This window comes from Streptacidiphilus rugosus AM-16 (assembly GCF_000744655.1).
Lineage (GTDB): Bacteria > Actinomycetota > Actinomycetes > Streptomycetales > Streptomycetaceae > Streptacidiphilus > Streptacidiphilus rugosus.
This window is the reverse complement of sequence record NZ_JQMJ01000004.1, coordinates 3,475,405-3,500,247: the sequence shown is the minus strand read 5'-3', so window position 1 is coordinate 3,500,247 and position 24,843 is coordinate 3,475,405. Positions and strand designations below refer to the sequence as shown.

General features: G+C 71.6%; 21 protein-coding genes, 1 tRNA gene and 1 pseudogene. 13 read left to right on the top strand and 10 right to left on the bottom strand.

The features are described from left to right. Positions 1 to 309 precede the first annotated feature (309 nt). Positions 310 to 711 carry a YccF domain-containing protein gene (locus BS83_RS24765; protein ID WP_037600774.1) on the top strand — a complete coding sequence of 134 codons (402 nt, stop codon included), beginning with the start codon at positions 310 to 312 and terminating at the stop codon, positions 709 to 711. Positions 712 to 796: 85 nt separating this feature from the next. On the opposite strand, the gene mug is transcribed toward BS83_RS24765, so the two are convergent. From mug to BS83_RS24750, 3 genes are all read right to left on the bottom strand, one after another. Beyond that, the gene (gene mug / locus BS83_RS24760; RefSeq protein WP_232248478.1) at positions 797 to 1,339 is read right to left on the bottom strand and encodes a G/U mismatch-specific DNA glycosylase; all 543 of its coding nucleotides are present in this window, start codon (positions 1,337 to 1,339) and stop codon (positions 797 to 799) included. 43 nt (positions 1,340 to 1,382) lie between these two features. Then, positions 1,383 to 2,339, bottom strand: a complete 957-nt coding sequence (locus tag BS83_RS24755; RefSeq protein ID WP_037605779.1) for a helix-turn-helix domain-containing protein — start codon at positions 2,337 to 2,339, stop codon at positions 1,383 to 1,385. Positions 2,340 to 2,499: 160 nt separating this feature from the next. After that, the gene (locus BS83_RS24750) at positions 2,500 to 2,988 is read right to left on the bottom strand and encodes a YajQ family cyclic di-GMP-binding protein (protein ID WP_037600771.1); all 489 of its coding nucleotides are present in this window, start codon (positions 2,986 to 2,988) and stop codon (positions 2,500 to 2,502) included. 174 nt (positions 2,989 to 3,162) lie between these two features. On the opposite strand from BS83_RS24750, the gene BS83_RS24745 reads away from it, so the two are divergent. Together BS83_RS24745 and BS83_RS24740 are read left to right on the top strand one after the other, a co-directional pair. After that, positions 3,163 to 3,243, top strand: a tRNA-Tyr gene (locus BS83_RS24745). 112 nt (positions 3,244 to 3,355) lie between these two features. Next, positions 3,356 to 3,769 (top strand): annotated as a pseudogene (locus BS83_RS24740) (DUF6193 family natural product biosynthesis protein). Positions 3,770 to 4,074: 305 nt separating this feature from the next. On the opposite strand, the gene BS83_RS24735 reads toward BS83_RS24740, so the two are convergent. Continuing rightward, on the bottom strand, positions 4,075 to 4,296 hold the full coding sequence (locus BS83_RS24735; RefSeq protein ID WP_037600768.1) for a hypothetical protein: 222 nt from the start codon (positions 4,294 to 4,296) through the stop codon (positions 4,075 to 4,077). Positions 4,297 to 4,474: 178 nt separating this feature from the next. Then, positions 4,475 to 4,750, bottom strand: a complete 276-nt coding sequence (locus BS83_RS24730; RefSeq protein ID WP_037600765.1) for a hypothetical protein — start codon at positions 4,748 to 4,750, stop codon at positions 4,475 to 4,477. A 212-nt stretch (positions 4,751 to 4,962) separates the two neighbouring features. Between BS83_RS24730 and BS83_RS24725 the strand changes: the two genes are divergently transcribed. Next, complete coding sequence (locus tag BS83_RS24725) at positions 4,963 to 6,213, top strand: IS256 family transposase (RefSeq protein ID WP_084714024.1); 1,251 nt, start codon at positions 4,963 to 4,965, stop codon at positions 6,211 to 6,213. Beyond that, positions 6,210 to 6,653, top strand: a complete 444-nt coding sequence (locus tag BS83_RS24720; RefSeq protein ID WP_037605778.1) for a HEAT repeat domain-containing protein — start codon at positions 6,210 to 6,212, stop codon at positions 6,651 to 6,653. The genes BS83_RS24725 and BS83_RS24720 overlap by 4 nt, the downstream gene beginning before the upstream one ends. A gap of 392 nt (positions 6,654 to 7,045) precedes the next feature. On the opposite strand, the gene BS83_RS24715 is transcribed toward BS83_RS24720, so the two are convergent. From BS83_RS24715 to BS83_RS24700, 4 genes are all read right to left on the bottom strand, one after another. Next, entirely contained in the window at positions 7,046 to 7,342 is a 297-nt protein-coding gene (locus BS83_RS24715; RefSeq protein ID WP_232248477.1) for a hypothetical protein, read from the bottom strand. A 611-nt stretch (positions 7,343 to 7,953) separates the two neighbouring features. Then, on the bottom strand, positions 7,954 to 8,280 hold the full coding sequence (locus BS83_RS24710) for a hypothetical protein (protein ID WP_157597302.1): 327 nt from the start codon (positions 8,278 to 8,280) through the stop codon (positions 7,954 to 7,956). Between the two features lie 87 nt (positions 8,281 to 8,367). After that, positions 8,368 to 8,616 (bottom strand): hypothetical protein, encoded by a 249-nt coding sequence (locus BS83_RS24705; protein ID WP_157597301.1) that lies wholly within the window; start codon positions 8,614 to 8,616, stop codon positions 8,368 to 8,370. A 267-nt stretch (positions 8,617 to 8,883) separates the two neighbouring features. Beyond that, a complete protein-coding gene (locus BS83_RS24700; protein ID WP_037605774.1) occupies positions 8,884 to 9,879 on the bottom strand; it encodes a helix-turn-helix domain-containing protein in 996 nt (331 codons plus the stop codon). 249 nt (positions 9,880 to 10,128) lie between these two features. On the opposite strand from BS83_RS24700, the gene BS83_RS24695 reads away from it, so the two are divergent. From BS83_RS24695 to BS83_RS42100, 3 genes are all read left to right on the top strand, one after another. Then, complete coding sequence (locus BS83_RS24695) at positions 10,129 to 10,329, top strand: hypothetical protein (RefSeq protein WP_037605773.1); 201 nt, start codon at positions 10,129 to 10,131, stop codon at positions 10,327 to 10,329. A 234-nt stretch (positions 10,330 to 10,563) separates the two neighbouring features. Beyond that, positions 10,564 to 11,325 carry a hypothetical protein gene (locus BS83_RS24690; RefSeq protein ID WP_037605772.1) on the top strand — a complete coding sequence of 254 codons (762 nt, stop codon included), beginning with the start codon at positions 10,564 to 10,566 and terminating at the stop codon, positions 11,323 to 11,325. Continuing rightward, positions 11,259 to 12,116, top strand: a complete 858-nt coding sequence (locus BS83_RS42100) for a VOC family protein (RefSeq protein ID WP_051943840.1) — start codon at positions 11,259 to 11,261, stop codon at positions 12,114 to 12,116. The genes BS83_RS24690 and BS83_RS42100 overlap by 67 nt, the downstream gene beginning before the upstream one ends. Here the strand turns inward: BS83_RS42100 and BS83_RS24680 are convergent. After that, on the bottom strand, positions 12,103 to 14,613 hold the full coding sequence (locus BS83_RS24680) for an AAA family ATPase (RefSeq protein ID WP_037605771.1): 2,511 nt from the start codon (positions 14,611 to 14,613) through the stop codon (positions 12,103 to 12,105). The two genes, BS83_RS42100 and BS83_RS24680, sit on opposite strands and share 14 nt — an antisense overlap. Positions 14,614 to 14,852: 239 nt before the next feature. On the opposite strand from BS83_RS24680, the gene BS83_RS24675 reads away from it, so the two are divergent. The 5 genes from BS83_RS24675 to BS83_RS24655 are packed head-to-tail and all read left to right on the top strand — an operon-like array spanning position 14,853 to position 24,809. Next, on the top strand, positions 14,853 to 17,132 hold the full coding sequence (locus BS83_RS24675) for a TOMM precursor leader peptide-binding protein (protein ID WP_037605770.1): 2,280 nt from the start codon (positions 14,853 to 14,855) through the stop codon (positions 17,130 to 17,132). A 20-nt stretch (positions 17,133 to 17,152) separates the two neighbouring features. Beyond that, positions 17,153 to 18,724, top strand: coding sequence for a SagB family peptide dehydrogenase (locus BS83_RS42095; RefSeq protein WP_051943836.1), 1,572 nt, complete (start codon positions 17,153 to 17,155; stop codon positions 18,722 to 18,724). Between the two features lie 37 nt (positions 18,725 to 18,761). Beyond that, the gene (locus tag BS83_RS24665) at positions 18,762 to 19,607 is read left to right on the top strand and encodes an HlyD family efflux transporter periplasmic adaptor subunit (protein WP_037605769.1); all 846 of its coding nucleotides are present in this window, start codon (positions 18,762 to 18,764) and stop codon (positions 19,605 to 19,607) included. 13 nt (positions 19,608 to 19,620) lie between these two features. Next, entirely contained in the window at positions 19,621 to 21,906 is a 2,286-nt protein-coding gene (locus tag BS83_RS24660; RefSeq protein ID WP_084714021.1) for an NHLP family bacteriocin export ABC transporter peptidase/permease/ATPase subunit, read from the top strand. Beyond that, positions 21,903 to 24,809 carry an NHLP bacteriocin export ABC transporter permease/ATPase subunit gene (locus BS83_RS24655; protein ID WP_051943834.1) on the top strand — a complete coding sequence of 969 codons (2,907 nt, stop codon included), beginning with the start codon at positions 21,903 to 21,905 and terminating at the stop codon, positions 24,807 to 24,809. Before BS83_RS24660 ends, BS83_RS24655 begins: the two co-directional genes overlap by 4 nt. Positions 24,810 to 24,843 lie beyond the last annotated feature (34 nt).

The following is a 24,843-nucleotide window of genomic DNA, read 5'->3' as shown; positions in this document are numbered from 1 at the left end:
GTAGGGCTGACTATGGCCCGGACTACTGTCCATCGCTCGCCTCCTTCCGGTCGGTGACGCCTTGACGCCCTGGCGTCGCTACGACTCGGCAAGGAGCGGCCGGCACCTCAAATGAAAGAGATGTCCCCGGCGCCTCACCGAACTGAGGTGTGCCGCTGACAACCTGGCGGATTCTACCCGTGCCGGTGGGGGCCGCGCCATCGGTCCAGCCCACGGCCCCCGGGCGGGGGTGCGCCCACCGTGGCAGACTCCGAAGGTAGGAACGAACGTCGGGACTTCAAAGGACTTCGGAAGAGACGGGACTCACGCGTGAAGGTCATCAACCTCGTCCTCAACGTGCTCTGGCTTCTGCTCTGCGGCCTCTGGATGGCGATCGCCTATGCCGTCGCGGGGATCATCTGCTTCATCCTGATCATCACCATCCCGTGGGCCATCGCCTCGTTCCGGATCGCGGGCTACGTGCTCTGGCCCTTCGGCCGGATGACCCGCGAGCGCCAGGACGCCGGTGCGGCCTCCTGTGCGGGCAACGTGATCTGGCTGATCTTCGCCGGCTGGTGGCTGGCCCTGGGCCATCTGGCGACCAGCATCGCGCTGGCCGTGACGATCATCGGGCTGCCCTTCGCCTGGGCCAACCTCAAGATGATCCCGATCTCGCTGATGCCGCTGGGGCGCGAGATCGTCTCGACCGACGAGCGCTTCGCCGGCTGGTGACGCGGGCGGCGGGCGGCTGCGTCCGGCGGCCGGCAACCGGCGGCCGGCAACCGTCCGGCGCCGCCGGTTCGCCTCGGTCGTCGCCTCAGTCGCCGACGGCGTCCCTCAGTCGGCGGAACTCCGCCGCGATTCCGTCCGGCGTGTAGTGGGCGTTGAGCCCGCTGGGATTGGGCAGCACCCACACCTCCGTGCCGCCCAGTCCCTCCTCCTGCCGCCCCACGGCGGCCCTGGGCCGCCCGAACGCGGTCCGGTACGCCCCGATCCCGAGGACGGCGAGCGTCCGCGGCCGCCACCGCTCCACGCGCGCGACGAGCGCCTTGCCGCCGACGCGGTACTCCTCGGCGCTGAGCTCGTCGGCCTTCGCGGTCGTCCGGGCGACGACGTTGGTGATCCCGAGGCCGAGCCCGAGCAGCTCGCCCTGCTCCTCCGGCGCCAGCTGCCGCGGGGTGAACCCGCCGCGGTGCAGCGCCGGCCAGAACCTGTTGCCGGGCCGGGCGAAGTGATGCCCCGTCGCCCCCGACCAGAGCCCCGGATTGATCCCGCAGAACAGCACCCGCAGATCCGGCCCGATGACGTCCTCGATGGTGCGGTCCTGCGCGGCGGCGAGCTGCTCTGCGGTGGGCTTCACCGGCACAGTCTCGCACCGCCGGCGCGTACGGCGTCGGCCGGTGTCACCCGTCGGACCGGGGACCGGCCCCCGCCGCCCCCGCGTCGATGGCGTCGGCCAGCCACGCGTACAGAGCACTGCGGGTAGACGGGGGCTGCCGGCCCTGCATGACCGCCAGCAGGTGCCGGTAGCGCTCCAGGCGGACGTCGGGGCCCGCGTCCAGCTGGGCCCGGAGCCGGTCGCGGACGGCCCTGCGACGATCCGGGCCGGGGCGGTCGAGCAACTCGTCGACGACGGCCGCCGCCCGCGCCGAATCCGGCTCGACCCCCTCGCGCATCGCCGCTCCGACGGTCCGGTCGAGATTCTGGCTGAAGAAGCGATGCCGGTCAGGCTCGGAACTCCGTTCGACGGCGCGCCGCGCCAGCCGCCGGAACTCCTGATCCTGCATCAGCTCGGACAGCTCCAGCCAGGCGTCCAGCTGATCCTGGGTCGGGGCGTCCGGCAGCCGGTGGCCTCCGCCGCGCAACCGCTCCCTGAGCCGGTCCCGCAGCTGCGGCTCGGCCTCCAAGCCCGCGCAGGCCTCGGCTGCGAAGTCGTCGATGGTCTGCTGCCGCTCCTGTGCCGACATCCGTGCCAAACGGTTCAGACGATCCATGTGTCCTGGCTCCTCCCGGTCCCCTGCGGCGACGGCGGACAGCACGGCCCGGCGCAGCCGCAGCGTGGCGATCTGGGCGTCGAGCGCCCGCACATGGATCGCCGCCACCTCGGCCACGGTGCTCTCGCGGTTCAGCACGCGGTGGACCTCGGCATGGCTCAGCCCGAGCTCCCGCAGCGTGGCCACCAGCTCCAGTCGGGCCACGCCGGCCGCGTCGTAGAGCCGGTGCCCGCCCGCGCTGCGCGTCGCCTCGGGCACCACGCCGGTCTCGGACCAGTACCGGATCGTGCGTACCGGCAGCCCGGTCCGGCGGGCGAGGTCGCCGATGCTCAGCAGCGGCGACGCTGCCGCGTGTGTGCCGTCCATGGGTCCGAGTCTGCGACCTCCAGCCGCTGGAGGTGCAAGGGCTTCCCAGTGGCGGAACGACACGGGCACAACGAGGGCCCGGCGGAGTCGGTGTCCGCCGGGCCCCCGTTGTGCCCCGAGGTCGCTCGGACCATGCGTTTCCGCAGGTCAGCGTGGGGGTCTAGCGGTAGTTCACGAACTGGATCGCGAAGTCCAGGTCCTTGCCCTTGAGCAGCGCCTGGACGGCCTGCAGGTCGTCGCGGCTCTTCGACGTCACGCGGAGCTCGTCACCCTGCACCTGGGCCTTGACGCCCTTGGGGCCCTCGTCGCGGATGATCTTCGAGACCTTCTTGGCGTTCTCCTGGGAGATGCCCTCCTCGATCGTCGCGAAGATCTTGTACTCCTTGCCCGACAGCTGCGGCTCACCGGCGTCGAGCGACTTCAGCGAGATGCCACGCTTGACCAGCTTGCCCTGGAACACGTCGAGGATGGCCTTGACCCGCTCCTCGCCGTTGGCCCGCATCTCGATCTTGTCGCCGGACCACTCGATGGAGGCGCCGACGTTCTTGAAGTCGAAGCGCGTGGCGATCTCGCGGCCGGTCTGGTTGAGCGCGTTGTCGACCTCCTGCCGCTCGACCTTCGAAACGATGTCGAAACTGGAGTCGGCCATGATCGTTGAGTCTCCTTGGTGATTCGGTTCCCGCCCGGGAACGGCGGCCGAACCAGCCTAGCCACCCACTCGGCCTCATGCCCGCCCCCACACTGATCAACCGAGTGGCGAAGCACCCCCCACCATCGGGTATGGTTTACGACGTCGAGCGGGAGACCGCGAGACACCATCCCTGGCGGGTTGCCCGAGCGGCCAAAGGGAGCAGACTGTAAATCTGTCGCGCAAGCTACGCAGGTTCGAACCCTGCACCCGCCACGTGGAAGCCGAGAGGCCCCGGACCAGCACAAACGGTCCGGGGCCTCTCGCATGTGCGGTCCCCGCTCTACCCCGTAGCTCCCCGCCGTTCCCCGGTCTGTCTGGCACGCGAATGGCACGGCAGACTTCTGCCATGAGCGAAGAGCTCGGCCACGGCGCCGACGTAGTAGAAGCTGAGTGGCAACGACTGCTGACGGCCGAGGACAGGGTGGACCCGTTGATGGTCCGGGCGGCCTACGAGCAACCGCGACTGCGGCAGCTCTTCCCCTGGGTCGGGATGTGGGAGCTGCACTTCAGCCGTTGCACCCAGCATCCCTGTACCTGAGACGTGCCCTACATCGCCCCTATGAAGGGTGGTGGCTTCCTTGTCGCAGGGCCGTCCCGGATTGAAGCGGTAGGGCCAGCGGACTCCGCTCAGGCAGCGGCGGCCCTCGTCGTGGAGCACCTGCCCCCTGGCTGTAGGGCGGCCTTCGTGGGGGACAGGAACGACTTGGCGGCTTGGGAGCAGGCTGCGGGGCAGAACTGACCTCCCTGGCTCCCGAACCGCCTCATATAGTCGTGCTTACCCGCGTCGGCCGGCTGCTGGAGACCCCCAAGCCCGGCCCGTTGTGGAGGGGACCAGCCGAGTTCGAGCCGGGCCGGGCGGGGTCTCTATGCGGCGGATTTACAGGCCGCTCCGCAAATCGGTGGGTCAAGCGCCCTGACCTGCACGAGGTCGTCTTGCGCCTGACACGTGCGGGGCTCTGGTCCGTGCCTGGTCCGGATCTTGCTGGAAGCCTCACGGCCTGAGGGCGTGACCCCCGCACGCTGACATTGGCGTAGCCGCAACAGTCAGCGCTCGCCGGCGTGGATCTGGCGGGAGAGGTCGTCAAGGACCTGAGGCACTGGTGCGATACCAACGGACCTCAGACGGACGGCCAGGGCCTCGCGCACGATGTCGTAGTCCTTGCCCGAATGCTCGGCACGAACCTCGGCGATCGCCCCTGCGAACTGGGCGGCGTACTCCCTGAGGGCTGGCGTGACCTCCGAGTAGTCGCCTGAATAAGCGTCCATCAACCGATCCGATCAGACTGAGTCTCCGGGAGGCAAAGGCTCTGAGCTTGGGAAGACTCTATGCCGGATGTGGACTGACGTGCGACGGCGTTGACCTGCACAGTCTCAAGGGGATGACCGCCAGTTACCGCTATGTGCCACCCATTGCCTTCGTGACGGGCACGCAGCGGGCACGGTCTCAGGCGTTGCCCCGCCGGCGCCGCAAGTCGCGGGCACCAAGCACAACGCCCACGACGATGAGGGCAAGCCCAGCGATGGCAAAGAGCAGGCCAACGGCGTCGGATGATCCAACGATCTTTGGCAAGCCATCCAGCGTGAAGCCCGCCCCCACCGCGATGTTGCCCCAGCCACTTAGGCGCTTGTCTGAGTATGTCGCCGCTCGCCAGCCATTGAGGACAGAGACGCCACCAACGATGAACGTGCAGCCGACGACCAACATGATCCATGCCGACATGGCGCCTCCCTATCCGGCGGGAGTTTAGCCCCCAGAGGGGGCGGCTTTACAGTCCGCTCTCGCCCCCCTGATGTCCAGGTGGAGCGCGCCGAGCAATGCTGGAGACCTGTGGATCAGTGCCGGCAGGCACGCGGAAGGCGTACCTTCCCGAATGATCCTTTGATGGTCTCCGAGTAGGCCCGCGTTGCAGCGCGGGTCGGGAAGGCACGCCCGTGCTCAGCGTAGTCACCGACGACGGCTCCACCCAGTCCGGCTCCCTGATCGACGAGATCGTCCGCGAGGGCGCCCGCAGGATGCTGGCCGCCGCGCTGGAAGCGGAAGTCAACCAGTACATAGCCGAGTTGACCGCCGAGACCGACGAGCATGGGCGTCGCCTGGTCGTCCGCAACGGCCACCACCGGCCCCGCACCGTGGTCACCGCCGCCGGACCGGTCGAGGTGAAGGCCCCGCGGGTGAACGACCGCCGCGTCGACGACGCCACCGGCGAGCGCAAGCGGTTCTCCTCGAAGATCCTGGCGCCGTGGTGCCGCAAGTCACCGAAAATCTCCGAGGTGCTGCCGCTGCTCTACCTGCACGGACTGTCGTCCGGGGACTTCGTGCCCGCGCTGGAGCAGTTCCTCGGCGGCACCGCCGGCCTGTCGGCCGCGACCGTGACCCGGCTGACGAAGCAGTGGAGCGAGGACCACGCCGCCTTCCAGGCCCGGGACCTGTCCGATCGCGACTTCGTCTACGTCTGGGCCGACGGCGTGCACCCGAAGGTCCGACTCGGGCAGGCCCATTCGTGTGTCCTGGTCCTGCTCGGCGTCCGCCTGGACGGCACGAAGGAGCTCATCGCGCTGGCCGAGGGCCTGCGGGAGTCGACCGAGTCGTGGGCCGACCTGCTGTGCGACTGCCGCCGACGGGGCATGCGCGACCCCGAGCTGGTGGTCGGCGACGGCGCGATGGGCCTTTGGCGGGCGCTGGCCGAGGTGTTCCCGGCGGCGAGGCCGCAGAGGTGCTGGGTTCACAAATCCCGCAACGTCACCAACTGCCTGCCCAAGTCCGCACAGCCTGGGGCTGTGAAGGCGATGCAGGAGATCTACAACGCCGAGGACCGCGGCCATGCCGAGAAAGCGATCGAGGCGTTCGCGAAGGCCTACGGGGCCAAGTTCCCGAAGGCTGTCGCGAAGATCACCGACGACCGGGACGAGCTCCTCGCGTTCTACGACTTCCCGGCCGAGCACTGGATCCACCTGCGGACCACGAACCCCATCGAGTCGACCTTCTCCACGGTCAAACTCCGCACCAAGGTCACCCGCGGTGCGGGCAGCCCGGCGGCGGCGCTGGCGATGGTGTTCAAGCTGGTCGAGTCCGCTCAGGCGCGATGGCGCGCGATCACCGGAGCTCACCTGGTGTCCCTGGTCCGCGCCGGCGCTCGCTTCGAGAACGGCGTCCTGGTCGAGCGGTCCGAGGTGGCAGCATGAGCGACATGATCACGGCGCTTGAAGCGCTGACCGACCGCGATCCGAACCGTCGGGATGCCGCAGCCGACACACTCGGGGACCTCCTGCGCGACACCGCGCTCGACACGGACACCGCCCACCTCGTCGTCGGACGCCTGATCAGCCTGGCCTTCAACGAACCGGAGACCAAGGTCCGCGAGTCCGCCCTGAACTCCATCAGCGAGGCCTTCAACCACCACCGCCTGCCCCTGGACCTCGTCGAACCGCTGGCGATCGCCATGCCGACAATGGAGTCCGAGCTCCTCGAACACGCCCTCTACATCCTCGGCGCCACCCACGACCCGCGGGCCCGGCTGCTGATCGAGCCGTTCCTCCACCACCCCGACCCGCGAGTGCGTGAGGACGCCCGGCTCGCGGCAGCCGAGATCACCGCGTCGGAAGGCCCCACCCACAACTCTTGACTATTGCTCAGCGCGCCACTGCGCGAGTGGGTTACCGCTTCCGTTCCGCTCGGCGGGCTCGGACTCGCTCCTGCTGTCTGGCGATCTTGGGGGCTGCCCAGCGATCAAGCGGCGGTTGGATCACCAAGCGCCAGATGAGACCGGCGACCGCCAGTGGAATCAGGCGATCGACGAAGAGGGTATGTACGTCCAGCCGTCCCGTAAGCGATGTGGTTGCGGCACTCTACCGCTCCTTGTGACACCGGCTTTAGGAGGCTCCGTCTAGGTAACCTAGGCCAATCTGCGCTTCTGCGAACTGCGGCAACGGTCGCGCTTCTCCCGCGAGTCCCCGGGAGTCCCCGCCCCATCCCGACCAATCTGGCACGCCAGTGGCACGCCGCGCACGCCCATGGCTAGAGATCCACACGCCTTGAAGAGTCGTCACTGTAGACGACATACACGTGCGCAGGCCGGAAGGGCACTGCGCGCAACTCAGTCTCCATCGCTGCGAACAAAGCATCCGCGTCGGCGCCGTACGCATAGAGCGCGACCCTGCCACCGCCGTACTCGTTGCCATCGACTGCGCCGACACTCGCCTCTGCAACCAACGCGCGGAGGCGCTTCTCGGCCTCGAACATGGTCTTGCGCTGTTCCGGGTCTCCGAAGCCAGCACCGCCAAGGGTGAAGTGCGCAATCACCCGCTGTTCCATGTAGTCCCCCCTCCGGGGCATCCGTCTCAGCGGGCAACATAGCTTGTCGCCCTCGGCTGCTCCGCCGCACCCCACGACCCCCCCAATCCCAACCCACCACCACCCGCAGCTCTCTGCGGAGCGTGGCCCCTCCGAGGAGGGCCGGGGTTTGGGGCGGAGCCATGATCTGCGGTTGGCCGGCGCACTGCTGCCGCCCCGGTCCTGAGTCGTGACCGTCCTCGTGACCGTGGGCGTCGCCACTGGCTGGCTGGACTCTCGGCGGTCCCCGCGTCCGCTCTGCGAAAAGGCTGTTGATCGCGCAGCGACCGCCCCTTGTGGGGGTTTGCACTGGTGTGGCTCGTCGTTGTGCGGCGGGCCGCCTGCCGCCGGGCACGCGGCGGCGAAGACGAGAGCGGGCCCGAGCGGCGGGGCGGGCCGCGCCGCGCATGGCGCGGCGTGGTCGTCTTGATTCAGTAGAGAAAGTCATCACAGCGCGGCAGCGCGGCAATGATCAGACTGCCGCCTCACCGTGCTCGCGGTAGACAGGTCCTGCCCCGTTGCGGGCTCCGGCTGCAACCGATACCCAGTTGGGCGTCGCACTTGCTCACAGGCCAGGGTGGACGGAGGCGCTCTCAGTAGCGGTAGCGCGCCGAGCTGCCTTCGATCCAGACGATGGCTGGCTTGATCACGTCACCTTTGCTCAAGGGGTGCAGCAGTAGCCCAAGTCCCCGATAGGCAGTCATGGCTTCGCGGCTCCTGCCCGGGAACTGAGCGGCGAGCTCGCCCTTCATGCCGCTGAAGACCCAGCTGACCTCTTCCCAGGCGGGCCCGGGAGTGAAGTCGCACCAGATCCAGGGTTGGTCGACACTGACCTCGACGAGCAGGCCGATCACACGTTCGCCGCTTCGTAGTTCACAGGTGACTGGCCGTTTCGGGAAGTGCTGCTGGGCTTCTGTCATGGCGCCCCCCTTCAGTCGTTCGAAGGATACGGTGCCGTCTCCGACGACTGGGGTGGCGGGCGCAGCAGGCCGCCGCGCCGCATCGGGCTATCCGTGATCGAAGAAATCCTTGCCTGCGATCGCGGAGATGGCAGATTCGATGTTCTCGCGCGTGACACTCGGGACCACCAGCAGGCGTCTGGCTGTGAAGAGACCGAGCCGAGCAGTCTCGTCGGCCACTGCCTGTGCAAGTCGGACCGGATCGTACACCTCGACCACTTGCCGGCCCCCGTCCCACGCGACGGTCACATTCAGCCAGCCTTTGGCCTCCTGAACTGCCCAGTCGTACTCGTCCATGGACGTAGGCCACTCGATCCGAAAATCCATGACCGAATCGTGCCCCACACGCCCAACCGGGGATAGCCGACGTTCGCGGTGGGGCATGTGTGGGGCCGCCCGGCCGGGCTTGGGCGTCACGGCAGGTCAGGCATGGTTCGGCGCGCGGTCTGTAAATCTGTCGCGCAAGCTACGCAGGTTCGAACCCTGCACCCGCCACGTGGAAGCCGAGAGGCCCCGGACCAGCACAAACGGTCCGGGGCCTCTCGCATGTGCGGGGGCGGGCGTTCACAGCCAGCCGCGGCGGCCGGCGTGGAGGCCGGCCTCGAAGCGGCTGTGGGCGCCGAGGCGCTCCATCAGGTCCGCCATCATGCGGCGGACCGTCCGCAGGCTGAGGCCGAGGCTCTTGCCGGCGGCCTCGTCGGTCAGGCCCTGGCTGAGCAGGCGCAGCAGCTCCCGTTCCTGGGCGCTGAGGCCGTGGTCGTCGCGCTCGGTGGGGTTGCTGATCGGCGTGGCGTCGACCCAGATCCGGTCGAACAGGGCCATCAGCGCGGCCAGCACGCCGGGGCCGGTGATCTGGACGGCGCCTGCCCGGGTGTGGGCCGGGTCGATCGGGACCAGGGCGGTCTCGCCGTCGAAGATGAGCATCCGCAGCGGGAGGCTGGGGGCGGTGCGCACCTCGCCGCCCAGGTTGGTCAGCCAGTCGGCGTAGTCCGTCGTGGTGCGGTCGTTGCGGAGGCTGTCGAGGTAGATCGTCTTCATGGCGACGCCACGTTCGAGCAGCTGCCGGTCCAGGGGCTTGCTCGCCTCCAGGGAGGCGGCGGACTGGGCGCCGCCGGGGTTGAGCGTGCGGCATTCGACGGCACATCCGAGGGAGAGCTCCTCGAGCCGCGCCTGCACGGTGACCACGCCGGTCAGGTACTCCGTCCGGTAGGAGTCGCCCGCCGTCCGGGGCTCGGTGAACTCGGCCAGCATCCGCGCGATGGCTTCCTGGTTCTGCTCGAACTCGCGTCTGCTGCGCTCGAGGAAGGCCTCGTTGTGCTGCAGCAGCGTCGGCAGGCCGACGCGCGGGTCGACCGGGCGCAGGCTGCCGGGGGCCTCTCCGGGGATCTCCTCGGAGCGCCGGAGCAGCCGCAGGACGCACAGTTCGTCGAGGGCGGCGTGCACCTCGGTCTCGCTGAGGTCCAGGCGCCGGGCGAGTCCGGCCGCGTCGAGCTGGTGATCCGTCAGAATCAGGCGATAGACCGCCTGGGCAGAGCTTCCAAGACTCCTGATGAAGGACATGGCCTCTCCCACCCCACGTGCAGCCCCCTCGCCGCAGGGGATCTTGCGGCGCCGGCGCCCATCATGCCAACTGTCCGCCATGCGGACAATCCGGTAGCACAGCTTCCTCGGCTGGCACGAAAGTGCCAGCCGGATCTTCATGCCAGCCGAGAAGTCTTCCGCCACCCGCGTCGGTTCGCGCAGACTACAGATCACCGGGAGGCGCGAAATGCCCCCGGGAAATCACGCACATTGTTTTCAGGGGGAAGCATGCGTACGTTCGGAAAAATTGCCGGGACCATCGGGCTGGCCTTCACTGCGGCGGTCTGTCTGAGTTCCGTCGCCGAGGCGGCTCCGCCGCAGCCCGCGATCTGTCCCGTCCTGGCCGGTCAGCCGGTGCCCGGTTGGGTTCCGCCGCAGGCGGTGGCCGCGATCGCGAGCGTCTGCAGCGCGAACCAGAACTGGGACTGACATGCAGGCGGCAGGAGGAAGAATGACCCTCTCCGGTGCCGTGGCAACACCGATGGAACAGTCCGGGGAATCACCGCGGGAGAAGCTGCCGAGGCACGGTGACGGCAGATGATCCTACGATTTTCCGGCATCGAGGTCGAAGTGACCTCCCCTGACTATTCAGAGATCTCTTTCCTGTTCGGCCCCCACGTGGTGCGGGACTCAGGATCGGTGGCATCAGTTCGGGTGGAATTCATGGTTCCGGCGCCGTCGGCGCCGGGGAATGTCGCCGGCGAGCCCCAGTTCCTGGTGCGGCACAGCGACGGGACCCCGCTGCTCCGGCGCGCCTTCCGCGGCTGGGGCAACCTGCCGCCGGCGCTCCCGCCGTTCGCGGTGATGCGGGACCGCTTCGCCCTGCTGCAGGCGGTCGTGCTGGCCGACCGGACGCACACGGTGGCGCTGGTGGGCGGCCCCTACTCGGAGAAGCTGAGTGTGGCCGCCGCGCTGGCGCATCGCTCCTGGCGGTTCGTCTCCGGGCAGTTGCTCGTGCTGGACCTGGCGAACCGTCAGGTCATGCCGTTCCTGCTGCCCCTGGAGGCGCGGGGGCGTGCCGCCGCCCGGATGCGCGCCGCGGGGCTGCCGGAGGAGGGGTGCCGCTCGGTGCCCTCGGCCGCCGACGGCGAGCTGCTGCTGATCCGTCCCGAGTGCCTGGGCGGCGTCGTGCCGGTGCACGCCCGGGTGGAGATGCCGACCCTGGTGCGGCTCTGCCGCAGCGCGGGCGAGGGAGTGCGGCTGACGCCGTCGGAGTTCACCCCGCACGTGTGGCCGCCGGAGTCCTCCGCGGCCTTCGCGGAGGCGCCGAGGTACCAGCTGGAGCTGGCCTCGGCGAACGGAGCCGAGGAGGCGGCCGGGCTCATTGACGCAGAACTCACGCGGAAGAAGGACGACGCATGCCTCGACGTACCGGCTACCAGCCCGGCAGTCCCTGCTGGGTTGACTGCATCACTCCTGACCTGACCGGCACACAGCGGTTCTACCGGGAGCTGTTCGGCTGGGAGTTCACCGAGGAGGGGATCGGGTACCAGCTGATCCGGCTCGGCGGGGAGATCATCGGCGGACTCGGCGCCTCCCCGCCGGGTCTGCCGCCCGCCGCCATCTGGACGGTCTATCTGGCCACCAAGGACGCCGACACGACCTGTGCCCAGGTGCGGGAGCTGGGCGGCCGGACGGTGATGGGACCGGTGGCGGCGGGCGAGGACGGACGGCTCTTCCTCGCGGTGGACCCGAGCGGCGCGCCGGTCGGCTTCTGGGAGGGGCACCACAACGTCGGCGTGGTGCTGGCCGACGAGGCGGGCGCGGTCTGCGACTTCGAGCTGCGCACGCCCTGGCCGGAGCGGGCCGAACAGTTCTACGGGGGTCTGTTCGGCTACACGCTCGGCGCGCCGAACCGCCACGAGACCCTGGACCTGGCCGGCGAACAGGACCCGCACGAGACCCTGGACCTGGGCGGCGTGCCGCAGGCCAGGCTCACCCGGATCGGGCTCGGCGAACACCCGCACTGGCTGCCGCACTTCGGCGTGCCCGGCGCAGCCGAAGCCCTCGACACCTCCGAAACCCTCGACGCCTCCGAAGTCCCCGACGCCTCCGAGGCCTCCGACGCGTCCGTCCAGGACGCCGTCGCCCGTGCCGTCGCGCTCGGCGCGCAGGTCCTGCACGCCGTGCCGCACGGGCCCACCCTGCTGCGCGACCCCGCCGGGGCCGTGTTCGCGCTCGGGCCCGTCGGGGTCGCGGCGGTCACAGGGTCTTGACCGCGGCAGCCAGTTCCGGACGGCCCTTGATCGCGAGCTTGCGGTAGATCCGGCCCAGGTGCGTGTCGACGGTGCGCTTGCTGAGGCAGAGCCGCTCGGCCACCTCCAGATTGCTGAGGCCCTGAAGGACGAGCTCGGTCACCCGGCGTTCGCTGGGGGTGAGCCGGACCGGCGCGGCCGCGGTGCGGCCGATGGCCGGAGCGTGGTCGCCGGTGGGGTGGTGCGGCGGCGAGACGCCCGCCGTCGGCTCGGCCGCGATGGTACGGGCGGCGCCCGGCTCGCCCAGGGCGTGGTACGACGCGGCGGCATGGGCGCGCCACGGGATGCAGGCGGGATTGGCGATGCCGCGGACCGCCAGCTGGTGGCCGCACTCGAGGAAGAGCCGCAGCGCCTCCGTGTGGTCGCCCCGCGCCGCCGCGGCCAGGCCGGCGGCCTCCAGCACCAGACCGCGCAGCAGCGGATGCGCGTCGGCCGGCGGTTCGGGCAGGTCCGGGCGGGCGGGCGCGTCGCCCCGGCGGACCGCCAGGCGCAGCTGGACGGCGGCCGCCGCGGCACGGAGCGCGGGGGCCTGGATCTGCTGCTCGGTCAGCTCCTGCGCAGCCCGCGCGTCCTCCTCCGCCGCGGCCGGACGGCCCTGCCTGGCCGCGATGTCCGCGCGGGCCAGCAGCGCCAGCGCGAGCTCGCCCGGCCGGTTCCAGCGCTGCGCCGAACGGACCGCGCGGCCCGCCCAGACCGCGGCCTCGTCCAGGCGGCCGGACCAGGCCAGGGCCATCGCCGCGCCCAGCACGCCGCTGCCCGCCTCCGCCGCGGAGGCCGACCGCACGCAGCGCATCGCCAGTCGGACCGCCCGCCGGTGCGAGCGCCCGCCCGCCGCGGTCATGGCGGCGAGCGCACCGAGGAACGCCTGGCCGGCCGGGTCCGGCCGACCGGTGCCCAGCGCCCGGACCGCGCGCCGCAGCCCGGTGCGGTGGCCGACCAGCGTGGCCTGGGCGCTCATCGACAGCAGCAGCTCCCTGGGCGGGGACGGCAGCGCCGCGAGCGCGCTGGCCGCCTCCGCGAAGGGCTCGGTCGCCGAGGTCGCGGAGAGGGCCAGAACCGGACCGGCGAAGGGCAGCAGGGTCTGCGCCCGCTCCACCGGATCGGACGCCGCCTCCGCCGCCGCCACCACGCAACGGGCCGCGGCCGGCAGGTCCCGGTGCAGCTCGACCGCGCCCAGCTGCACGGTGAGCTGCCGCACCGTCTCCTCGGGCCCCGGCTCCGCCAGGCTGCGCCGCAGGTACCGTGCCGCCAGGTCCCAGCTGCTGTTCTCCGCGGCGTCCCTGGCCGCCGCCCGCAGCACCGGAAGGGCCCAGTCCAGGCCCGTCGAACCGGAGTTGAGCAGGTGCTCGGCGGCGCGGGCGGCCGGTGCGCCGAGGCGGACCATCAGCTCGCCGGCGCGCTCGTGCAGGTTCACCAGGGCCCCGGCGTCCGTCCCGGCCAGAACGGCGCTGCGCACCAGGTCGTGCCGGAGCGCCTCCGGCGGCCCCGGGTCCACCAGGCCGGTGCGGCGCAGCGCGGTGCGGGCCTCGTCGGCGACCAGGTCGCCCTGGCCGGCCAGCATCGCGGCGCCGGCCATCGTCGCCTCCGGGCCCAGCACCGCCAGGGCGGTGAGCAGTTCGAAGGCGTCCGGGTTGCGCTGCCGCAGCCAGGCCAGCGCGGTGTCGGCCAGGGTCGCCGCGCCGATCCGGCGCACCGCGTCCGGTTCGGGGGTGCCGGGGGAGACCTGCTCCGCGGTCAGGCGTGAGGTCAGCTCCGCCAGGATCAGCGGATTGCCCTGGGACAGGGTGTGGCAGAGGGCCGCCAGCTCGGGATCGACCGGCGCGCCGAGCCCCTCGGCCAGCCGGTCCGTGCTGCAACTGTCGCACAGCGGCTCGGGCTTGAGGATGGTGGCGTGGGCGAGGGCGCCGAGTTCGGCGGCGATCCGCGGGTCCGCGTCGGAGTCGACGGTGGTGATCAGCAGGACCGGCAGGCCGTCGAGCCTCCGGGCCAGATAGGTGCACCACTGCAGCGACTGCGGATCGGCGAGGTGCAGGTCGTCGATGGCCAGCAGCACGGGCCGGCTGCTGCTGAGGTTGCGGGCCGCGCGGAACAGTTCGTCCAGCACCGCCTGTTCGCCGCCCGGAGTGCTTTCGCCCTGTCCCGGAATTGCGTCCGCGGATTGCGCGGAGAATTCCATCAGCGGAGTTTCGCGCTGCGCCGAGCGGTGGGTGAAGGGGTCGAAGAGCTGGCGCACCACGCCGTAGGGGAAATCACGTTCGTTCTGGTGGCAGCGGGCGCGCATCGGCACCGCCTCCCCGGCGGCGGCCCTGGCCGTCATGGCGCGCAGCAGCGCGGTCCTCCCGATCCCCCTCGGTCCACTCAGCACCAGCACCGAGGGCCGGCCCTCGGCCAGCCCGGCCAGGGCTCGTTCAAGTGCGGCCAGTTCGCGTTCACGATGCAGCAGGCGGCCCGTCGACATTTGATCCCCCGTCACTCGACGCACGGCACCCCCAGTCTTGGCGGGAGCCCGCGGTGTGTCAACGCGACCGGACGAATACGTATCGGCGTACGTATCCCGGTCGCGCAATACCCCGCCGGCGCCGATACGTACGCGGGTACCGATACCGAATGTGCAGTATGTACAGCCGTTTTGGCGGCGTGCTCGAATGAGTGGCCGATCGTCGAATCGACGGGTACTCAGACTCCGGGGGATCCTATATGGAGCGACCGCGCCTCAAAGCGCATTTCCTGACCGAAGTGGTGGACGGGTCCAAGGTCTTCCTGCTGGGCGAGGGCCAGGACTATCTGGTCCAGGGCGCCGCGGCGGTGCACCTGCTGCCGTATCTGGACGGGCGCCGTACCGTCGCGGAGATCCTGGAGCAGCTGAGCGGGACGCTGTCCCTCGGCCCCGCGCTCACCGCCCTGCGCCGTTACGAGGTGGCCGGCCACCTGGCCGAGGGCCGCCCCGACCTCCCCGACGCCGCGCTCGCCTACTGGGACGCCCAGGGGATCGACCCTGCCCAGGTGGTGGCCGCCGCCGAGCGGACCGAACTCCTGGTCACCGCCTCTGGCCTGGCCGAGACCGCGCCCTTCCTCGACGCGCTGCGCGCCATGGGACTGCGGGCCAGGGAGGTGGACCACGAGCAGGCGGTCCTGGCCGGACCCGACACCATGACCGTGGTGCTGGTCGACGACTACCTCGACCCGCTGCTGGACCGCCTCAACCAGGCCCGGCTCGCGGACGGCCGGCCGTGGCTGCTGGCCCGGCCCACCGGCACCGCACCCTGGCTGGGCCCGCTGCTGCGTCCTGGCAGCACCGGCTGCTGGAGCTGCATCCGGCAGCGGATCAGTGGCAACCGCCAGGTGGAGCGCTACCTGAGCGGCAAGCGCGGCCAGACGGTCCCGTTCCACCCCGCCACCGCCGCCGTGCCGGCCGGGCCGCGGACGGTGGCCCAGCTGCTGGCCGCGGAGACGGCGAAGCTGCTGGCGACCGGCGCGTCGGAGCGGCTGGACGGCCGCATGATCAGCCTGGACCTGCCGACGCTCGGCACCGAGGAACACGTGCTGATCCGCCAGCCCCAGTGCCCCTCCTGCGGCGACCCCGGACTGATCGGCGAGCGCAGCCCCAAGGTGGTGCTGACCGCCCGTCCCGCCCGCCACACCACCGACGGCGGCTACCGGGTGCAGGCCCCGCAGGCCACCTACGACCGGCTGAAGAAGCACATCAGCCCCTACCTCGGCGCCATCACCAAGCTGGGCGCGCACGAGGAGACCGGCAACGGGATCACCTTCAGCTTCACCGCCGGCCACAACTTCGCCATGGTCAACGACAACATGGACCTGCTGCGCCGCAACATGCGCGGCCAGAGCGGCGGCAAGGGGCGCTCGGAGATCCAGGCCAAGGTCAGCGCCGTCTGCGAGGCCATCGAGCGGTACTCGGCGGTCTGGCGCGGCGAGGAGCGCGTGGTCCACGCCGCCTACCAGGACCTCGACCCGGCCGTGGCGCTGCACATGGACGAGCTGCTGCTCTTCTCGCCGGAGCAGTTCGCCCACCGGCTGGAGTGGAACGCCAACCCGATGCACCGGCTCCACCTGGTGCCGGACCCCTTCCGCACCGAGCTGCAGCTGGACTGGTCCACCGCCTGGTCGCTGACCCACGAGACCGAGCGCCTGGTCCCGGCCGGCTACGCCTGGTACGGACACCCGGACATGGCGCGGCACTTCTACTGCGTCAGCGACTCCAACGGCTGCGCCAGCGGCAACACCGTCGAGGAGGCCGTCCTCCAGGGCTTCTGCGAGGTCGTTGAGCGCGACGCGGTGGCGCTCTGGTGGTACAACCGGCTGGCCCGCCCGGCGTTCGACCTGGACTCGCTGGGCGATCCCTACGTCGACACGATGCGCGCCTTCTACGCGTCGATGGACCGCGAGCTGTGGGTCCTGGACATCACCTCCGACCTGGGCGTGCCCACCTTCGCGGCGATCTCGCGGCGGGACCACGAGGTCGAGGACGTGATGGTCGGCTTCGGCGCGCACCCCGACCCGCGGATCGCCGCGATCCGGGCGCTGACCGAGGTCAACCAGTTCCTCCCGTTCGTCGACCGCAGGGACGAGAACGGCGCCACGGTCTACCGCACCGACGACCTGGAGACCCTGGCGTGGTGCCGGGAGGCCAAGGTCGCCGACGAGCCCTGGCTCCGGCCCGACCCGACGGCCAGGCCCTCCACCGTGGCCGACTTCGCCCCGCTGGTCGGGCACGACCTGGCCGGGCACGTCGCGGACTGTGTGGCCCGCGCCCGCGCGTGCGGGGTCGAGGTGATCGTGCTGGACCAGAGCCGCCCAGACCTGGATCTCAGCGTGGTCAAGGTGATCGCCCCCGGCATGCGGCACTTCTGGCGCCGCACCGGTCCCGGCCGGCTCTTCGACGTCCCGGTCCGCCAGCGCTGGCTGGACGCGCCCAGGACCGAGGCGGAGCTCAACCCCAAGAACGTCTTCTTCTAGAGCGGGCCGGAGGGAAACCGATGACGATCGCCTCGGAGTACGTCGGCGAGGAGACCGGCGCCAGGCCCGAGGCCGGGCCGGAGGTCGGGCCGGAGGCCGAGCACGGCGCCGTGCACTGGCGGCTGGGACTGCGCCGGGACGCCGAGCTCGACTCGAGCCGTCCCGGCGGCACGCTCCAGGTGACCGCGCCGTTCGGGGCGCTGGCCCTGGGCGCGCCGCCGGCCGGGATCCGGGCGGCGCTGGCCGCCCTGGCGGGCGGCGAGCGGTCCGAGGACGAGCTGGCCGCGACGGTGGTGCGGCGGGACGGCGAGGCCGGACTGCTGCGCTGGCACCTGATGCTGCGCAAGCTGGACGGCCACGGCCTGCTGGAGCACGCGCTGCACCTGGACCGTCCGGACGCCGAGGCGCACGCCCCGCAGCAGGTCCGGCCGGTGGCGCGGCTGCGCGTGGTCGGCCGCGGCGCGGGCGCTCCGGGCCCCGCGCCGGACCCGGCCGGACGGCTGAGGCTGTCCAGATTCGCCACCGCCACGCCCCAGGACGGCCTGCTGGCCGTCCGCGCCCCCGGCAACCCGCTCGCGGTCGAGCTGGGGCCGGCCGGCGCGGTGCTGCTCGGCGCACTGGCGGACTGGACCACCCCGGCGCTGCTGGCCCACCGGGCCGGCAGCCTGCCGTTGGACGCGGTGCGGCAGGCGCTGCGGCTCTTCGCCGCCGCGGGCCTGCTGACCCAGGGCGGGCCGGGCCGCGAGCAGCCCGAGGAGCGGCGTCTGGCCCAGTGGTCCGCCGCGGACCTGGCCTTCCACGCGCACACCCGGTTCCCCGGCACAGTGGCGGCGTCGGGCGGCACCTATCCGGGCGCCGCGCGCTTCGCGCCCGAGCCCGCCTCGCCCCCGCCGTTCCCCGGCGAGCGGATCGCGCTCCCGGTCCCGGACCTGGAGCTGGCGGCCGGGCGCGAGCGTCCGTTCGCCCAGATCCTGGAGGACCGCCGCTCGATCCGCGACCACGACGAGGAACCGCTGACGGTCGACCAGCTGGCGGAGCTGCTCTACCGCACGGTGCGCCGCCGGCAGACCTTCGTCGGCAGCGACGGCCAGGAGCTGGCCGACCGGCCCTGCCCCAGCGGGGGAGCGGTGCACGAGCTGGAGGTCTACCCGCTGGTCGGCTCCTGCGCCGGGGTGCCCGCCGGACTGTGGCACTACGCGACCGACCGGCACGAGCTGGAGCGCGTCGCCGAGCCGGGACCGGCCACCGCGGCGCTGCTGACCGCGGCCAGGGAGACCTCCCTGATGACCGCGGATCCGCAGGTGCTGCTGCTGATCACCGCGCGCTTCGGCCGGGTGATGTGGAAGTACGAGGCGGTGGCCTACCCGCTGATCCTCAAGCATGTCGGCGTGCTCTACCAGAGCCTCTACCTGACGGGCACGGCGATGGGACTGGCGGTCTGCGGGCTGGGCGGTGGGGATGCCGCGGACTTCGCGACGGCCAGCGGACTCGACTGGCTGACCGAGGGAACGGTCGGCGAGTTCGTGGTGGGCAGCCGTCCGGCGACCTTGCGTCAGGACATCGGCGTGCCCAGAAGAGAAGCCCGCAGATGAGACGCGGGCAGATGAGACGCTTGGGGGGAGAAGGGCGATGAAGTTCCGCTTCAAGGCGCTGCAGCGCATGCGGGAGCCCGACGAGCTGGACTCGCCGACGCTGCTGGCCGCGCCGCGCGGCTGGATCGCGCTCTTCGTGGTCATGATCACGATGGGTGCGGCGCTGCTGTGGGTGTTCGTCGGGCGCATTCCGATCAGCGTGGACGCGCCCGGGCTGCTGACCCGGCACGGCGGCACCGCGCTGGTGCAGAGCCCGTACGCGGGGATGGTCCAGGAGGTGCTGGCCCAGCCGGCCGACACGGTGACGCAGGGTCAGGCGCTGGCCAGGGTCGAGGACGACTCCGGGCACGTGCGGGTGGTCAGCGCCCCGTTCGCCGGACAGGTGGTCGGCGTTCCTGTGGGCGACGGCGAGGTGGTCCAGCCGGGCTCCACGGTGGCCGCGATCGAGCGCACCGACGTCGGCGGCTCCTCCGCCGACGGCTCGGCCACCGGTTCCGGCGGTGACGTGGTGGCGATGGTCTTCGTCCCGGCCGCCCGCGCGATCGGACTCGCCCCCGGCGAGCCGGTCGACCTGTCCGTCTCCACGGCGCCGGCGGGCGCCTTCGGGCTGCTGCGCGGCACCATCGAGTCGGTCAGCCCCTACCCGCTGACCAGGGAGGCGGTCTCCGGCCTGGTCGGCGGCGACCTGGCGGCCGGCGCCTACGCGGGAAGCTCGCCGCCGCGCCTGGTGGTGGTGGACCTGCTGCCCGATCCGCACACGCCGACGGGTTTCGCCTGGACCTCGGCCAGCGGACCGCCGGGCCGGCTGACCACCCAGGTCTCCGTCACGGCGACCATCGACCTGGGCCACCAGACCCCGTTCGACATGTTCCTCGGCCGATGAGGGGGGCGGAAGCATGACGGACACCCTTGCCAGAGGTACGACCGGGGCTCCGCCCGAGGCTCCCGAGCCGCCCCGCCGGAGCCGCCGCGGCCTGCGGCAGCGCGGCGGGCGGCCCAGACCCTCGCGGGGCTGGCGCTACACCGTGCCGACCGTGCTGCAGATGGAGTCGGTGGAGTGCGGCGCGGCCAGCCTGGCCATGATCCTCGGCCACTACGGCCGCCACGTCCCGCTCGAGGACCTGCGCAGCGCCTGCGGTGTCTCCCGCGACGGGGCCAGGGCCTCCAGCGTCCTGGGTGCGGCCCGCAGCTACGGCCTGGTGGCCCGCGGCTACCAGACCGAGGCGGACCAGCTCAAGGACCTGACCGGACCGGTCATCATCTTCTGGGCCTTCCAGCACTTCATGGTGGTCGAGGGGGTGCGCAGCCGGTACGGACGCACCGTGGTCGCGGTCAACGACCCGGCCAGCGGCCCGCGGCTGATGGACTGGGAGGAGTTCGACTCCGGCTTCACCGGCATCGTCCTCTCCTTCGAGCCGGGCCCCGACTTCCGGCCCGGCGGCGACAAGGGCGGCATCGGACTCGCTCTGCTGGAACGGCGGCTGCCCAGCGGCCGCGCCATGCCGCTGGTGCTGATGGCCAGCATCCTGCTGGTCGTCCCCGGTCTCGCGGTGCCCGCGTTCACCCGCGTCTACATCGACCGGGTGCTCTCCGGCAGCGGCACCGGCTACTTCGTGCCGCTGCTGGCGGCGATGTCCTTCACCGCCCTGGCCACCTTCGTCCTCACCTCCGTGCAGCGGCACTACCTGCTGCGGTTGGAGATCCGGATGGGGCTGGTCAGCTCGGCCCGCTTCTTCCGGCACCTGCTGCGGCTGCCGGTCGACTTCTACCTGCAGCGGCGCCCGGCGGAGGTGGCCAAGCGGGTCTCCGGCAACGACGTGGTCGCGGAGATCCTCTCCCGTGACTTCGTGCTGACCGTGGTCAACCTGGTCCTGGTGCTCTTCTACGCGGTGCTGCTGATCCGCGACGACGTGCTGCTCGGCGTCATCGGCGTCAGCATGGCGCTGCTCAACATCGTCGTGCTGCGCTCCGTCTCCCGCTCCCGCACCGACGCGGTCGCGGCGCTGCGCACCGACCGGGGCAACCTCACCGCCACCACCTTCACCACGCTGAGCCTGATCGAGACGGTCAAGGCCACCGGCGCCGAGCCCGACGCGTTCAGCCGCTGGGCCGGCTTCATGGCCAAGGTCGTCACCGCCAAGCAGAAGCTGGGCGTGCCGACCGCGGTGCTGACCGTCATCCCGCCCATGCTGGCCGCCCTCAACAGCGGGCTGATCCTGCTGGTCGGCGGGCAGCGGGTGGTGGACGGCGCGATGAGCGTGGGTCTGCTGGTCTCCTTCCAGACCCTGCTGGTGGCGCTGAGCCGCCCGGTCACGCAGCTGACCAACCTGGGCGGCCGGCTGCAGGACGTCACGGCGGACATCAAGCGGCTCTACGACGTGGAGCGCTACCCCGTCGCGGAGGTCTTCTCCCGGCCCGAGCCCGCGGCCGGTCCCCGGCTGGACGGGCGGCTGGAGTTCGAGCACGTCCGCTTCGGCTACAGCCCGCTCGGCGAGCCGGTCATCAAGGACCTCTCGCTGACCGTGCTCCCCGGCAGCAGGGTGGCGGTGGTCGGCGGCTCCGGCAGCGGCAAGTCCACGCTGGGGCGCCTGCTGACGGGCCTCTACACGCCGTGGTCGGGTCGCATCCTGCTGGACGGCAAGCCCCGCGAGGAGATCGCGCGCACCGTGCTGGCCTCCTCGCTGGCCTACGTCGACCAGGAGATCTCCCTCTTCGAGGGGACCGTCAGGGACAACCTGACGCTCTGGAACGACGACGTGCCCGACGAGGCGGTCTCCGCGGCGCTCGACGACGCCGCCGTCTTCGAGACCGTGATGACCAGGCCCGGCGGCATCCACAGCATGGTGCTGGAGGGCGGCCGCAACTTCAGCGGCGGACAGCGGCAGCGGCTCGAACTGGCCCGCGCCCTGGCCGCCCAGCCCACCCTGCTGGTGCTGGACGAGGCCACCAGCGCGCTGGACCCGGAGACCGAGCGCGTGATCATGGACAACCTGCGCCGCCGCGGCTGCGCCTGCCTGATCATCGCGCACCGCCTCTCCACCGTCCGCGACGCCGACGAGATCATCGTGCTCGAGCGCGGCGAGATCGCCGAACGCGGCACCCACGACCAGCTGTTGGCCCTCGACGGGCGCTACGCCGCGCTGATCGAGTCGGCCAGGCGCGACGAGGAGGACGAGCTGTGAGCAGCCCTGTGGTCGAACGCGAAGCGGCGCTCGACGAGTTCTTCACCGACGCCGCGACGCCCAGCGCCGACCGGCACCTGGTCCTGGACGACCCGCGTCAGGTGTTGCTGGTGGAGCAGGGGGCCGTGGATCTCTTCGCGGTCCAGCTGGAGGACGGTGCCCCGGTGGGCCGGTGGACCTTCCTGTGCCGGATCGGGACGGGCACCCTGCTGCCCGGCGCGCCCACCGGTCCCCGGCACGGCATCGTGGCCCGTCCGGTGCTCGGCGCCCGCGTCGCGCTGGTGCCGACCCGGCGTCTGGAGCAGCTGTCCGGTCCTGACGCCGGGCAGCGCGCCGTCGAGCAGTGCGTCAGCGGGCTGGAGCGCGGGATCAGCGGCCTGGCCGGCTCGCTGCGGGACGGCCTGCCGCCGCGCGAGTTCGTCCCGCTCGACCCGAGCGGCAGCACCGAACTGACGAAGGGCCAGGCGCTCAGGTCGGTCGACGGGGTGCGCTGGGTACGGATCGAGTCGGGCACGGTCGAGATGCCGGAGGGCGTCGCCGGGGAGCTCACCGCCGGCGAGCAGCTCTTCCTGACCGACCGCGACTGGCTCGTCGCCGGCGGCCCGGCCCGGGTGACCGCCTGCTCGCTGCGCGAGCTGCTCGAACAGGGCCGGCTCTGGGAGCAGCTGACCGTCCACAGCGGACGCCTGCTGTTCACCGTCGACCGCAGGGTCGAGCGCCAGCGGGCCCAGGAGCAGGAGCTGTTCGCCGCCCGCGCCGAACGCGACGCGGGCACCCTGGGCGAGTCCGCGCGCGGCTTCGACACGGTCCTGCGCGACACCGCCTCCCGGGTCCGCCTGGCCGACGCCGCCGCCGACCCGCCCACGCTGGCCGCCGCCCGGCTGGTCGCCTCGCAGCTCGGCTTCACCGTCAAGGCGCCGGTCGCCGGACCGGGCCACGACCGCCATCTGGACCAGCTCCAGGCCATCGCGCTCGCCTCCGGCGTGCGCACCCGCCCGGTCCGTCTGGACGGACGCTGGTGGCGCAAGGACCTCGGCCCGATGGTCGGCTACCGCAAGGGCGGCGCCGCCGTGGCGCTGCTGCCGGTCGGCGGCCGCTACGTGGTGGCCGAGGCCGGCACGGTGACGCCGCTGGGCCCCGGCCTGGCGGCCGAGCTGGAGAACCGTGCCACCGTGCTCTACCAGCCGCTGCCGCACAGCGTCCGCAGCGTCGGCGGCCTGCTCCGCTTCGGGCTGCGCAACAACCGCCGCGACCTGTGGATGTTCGCCGGGATGGGCACCCTGGTGGCCCTGATCGGCCTGCTGGTCCCGGTGATGACCGGGGAGGTGCTCGGCACCTTCGTCGCGCACGCCCAGCGGAACCTGATCGTCGAGGGCTCGCTGGTGGTGATCGGCTCGGCGCTGGCGGTCGCGGCGCTGTCGGTGGTGCAGAACATCGCCGTGTTGCGGATCGAGAGCCGCTCGGCCGCCGCCATGCAGGTCGGCATCTGGACCCGGCTGCTCTCCCTGCCCGCCTCCTTCTTCTCCGGGTGGTCCACCGGCGAGCTGGGCACCACCGTGCTCGGCGTCAGCGCCGCGCAGGAGACGCTCTCCGGCATGATGACCACGGCCACCCTGGGTCTGCTCACCGGGCTGGCCAACCTGGTCCTGGTCTATTTCTACGACCTGCGCCTGGCCGGCCTGGCCACCGCGCTGGTACTGGCCGGCGCGCTCTTCGCGGCGCTGGCGGGCCGGATCGAGATCCGCTGGCAGCGCCGCCTGTACGCGCACGAGCAGGCGATGTCCTCGCGGGTCTTCCAACTGCTCACCGCGGTGCCGAAGCTGCGGGTCACCGCGGTCGAGGACCGGGTGTTCGGGGTCTGGGCCGGCCAGTTCAGCCGGGGCCGCAGCCTGGCGGCCTCCTCGCGGCGCATCCAGAACCTGGTCACGACCTTCAACGCCGGGTTCCCGCTGGTCTGTTCGGTCGTCATCTTCGCGGTGATCGGCGGGCCGCTGAAGGGGCAGGTGTCGATCCCGGTCTTCCTCTCCTTCTTCACCGCCTTCAACCTGCTGATCGCGTCCAGCCTGCAGTTCACCTCCGCGGCGGTGACCGCGATGGGCGTGGTGCCGATGCTGGAGAAACTCAGGCCGATCCTCAGCGAGGAGCCCGAGGTCGACGACACCAAGGCCGAACCCGGCGACCTGTCCGGACGGGTGGGGCTCAACCACGTCTCGTTCCGCTACGGGCAGGACGGCCCGCCGGTGCTGCAGGACGTCACAGTCCAGGTGGAGCCCGGGGAGTTCGTGGCCCTGGTCGGGCCCTCGGGCAGCGGCAAGTCGACGGTGCTGCGCCTGCTGCTCGGCTTCGAGCGGCCGGAGTCGGGGACCGTCCTCTACGACGGCCAGGACCTGGCGGAGCTGGAGATCTCGGCGGTGCGACGGCAGTGCGGCGTGGTGCTCCAGCACGGAGCCCTGCTGGCCGGGGACATCAAGGCCAACATCATCGGCAGCAGCAACCACACCGTGGACGACGCCTGGGCGGCGGCCGAGATGGCGGGCATCTCCGAGGACATCGCGGCCATGCCGATGGGCATGAACACCGTCCTGTCCGAGGGCACCAGCACCCTGTCCGGCGGCCAGCGACAGCGCCTGATGATCGCCCGCGCGCTCGTCTCCCGGCCCCGCATCGTCTTCTTCGACGAGGCCACCAGCGCCCTGGACAACCCGACCCAGCGCCTGGTCACCGAGAGCACCCGACGGCTCAAGGCCACCCGGATCGTGATCGCCCACCGCCTCTCCACCGTGGCGGAGGCGGACCGGATCATCGTGCTGGACCACGGCCGTGTGGTGCAGCAGGGCACCTACCAGGAGCTGCTCGCCGATGCCGAGGGCCTGTTCGCCCGGCTGGCGAGCCGCCAGATGTGACGAAGTCGACCCCGCGAAGTCGCAGTAGTCGCAA

Excerpts from the sequence above, each read along its gene's own strand:
- BS83_RS24755 (WP_037605779.1), bottom strand. The coding sequence starts at position 2,339 with ATGGACGGCACACACGCGGCAGCGTCGCCGCTGCTGAGCATCGGCGAC.
- BS83_RS24750 (WP_037600771.1), bottom strand. The coding sequence starts at position 2,988 with ATGGCCGACTCCAGTTTCGACATCGTTTCGAAGGTCGAGCGGCAGGAG.
- BS83_RS24735 (WP_037600768.1), bottom strand. The coding sequence starts at position 4,296 with ATGGACGCTTATTCAGGCGACTACTCGGAGGTCACGCCAGCCCTCAGG.
- BS83_RS24730 (WP_037600765.1), bottom strand. The coding sequence starts at position 4,750 with ATGTCGGCATGGATCATGTTGGTCGTCGGCTGCACGTTCATCGTTGGT.
- BS83_RS24720 (WP_037605778.1), top strand. The coding sequence starts at position 6,210 with ATGAGCGACATGATCACGGCGCTTGAAGCGCTGACCGACCGCGATCCG.
- BS83_RS24715 (WP_232248477.1), bottom strand. The coding sequence starts at position 7,342 with ATGGAACAGCGGGTGATTGCGCACTTCACCCTTGGCGGTGCTGGCTTC.
- BS83_RS24710 (WP_157597302.1), bottom strand. The coding sequence starts at position 8,280 with ATGACAGAAGCCCAGCAGCACTTCCCGAAACGGCCAGTCACCTGTGAA.
- BS83_RS24705 (WP_157597301.1), bottom strand. The coding sequence starts at position 8,616 with ATGGACGAGTACGACTGGGCAGTTCAGGAGGCCAAAGGCTGGCTGAAT.
- BS83_RS24700 (WP_037605774.1), bottom strand. The coding sequence starts at position 9,879 with ATGTCCTTCATCAGGAGTCTTGGAAGCTCTGCCCAGGCGGTCTATCGC.
- BS83_RS24695 (WP_037605773.1), top strand. The coding sequence starts at position 10,129 with ATGCGTACGTTCGGAAAAATTGCCGGGACCATCGGGCTGGCCTTCACT.
- BS83_RS24690 (WP_037605772.1), top strand. The coding sequence starts at position 10,564 with ATGGTTCCGGCGCCGTCGGCGCCGGGGAATGTCGCCGGCGAGCCCCAG.
- BS83_RS42100 (WP_051943840.1), top strand. The coding sequence starts at position 11,259 with ATGCCTCGACGTACCGGCTACCAGCCCGGCAGTCCCTGCTGGGTTGAC.
- BS83_RS24680 (WP_037605771.1), bottom strand. The coding sequence starts at position 14,613 with ATGTCGACGGGCCGCCTGCTGCATCGTGAACGCGAACTGGCCGCACTT.
- BS83_RS24675 (WP_037605770.1), top strand. The coding sequence starts at position 14,853 with ATGGAGCGACCGCGCCTCAAAGCGCATTTCCTGACCGAAGTGGTGGAC.
- BS83_RS42095 (WP_051943836.1), top strand. The coding sequence starts at position 17,153 with ATGACGATCGCCTCGGAGTACGTCGGCGAGGAGACCGGCGCCAGGCCC.
- BS83_RS24665 (WP_037605769.1), top strand. The coding sequence starts at position 18,762 with ATGAAGTTCCGCTTCAAGGCGCTGCAGCGCATGCGGGAGCCCGACGAG.
- BS83_RS24660 (WP_084714021.1), top strand. The coding sequence starts at position 19,621 with ATGACGGACACCCTTGCCAGAGGTACGACCGGGGCTCCGCCCGAGGCT.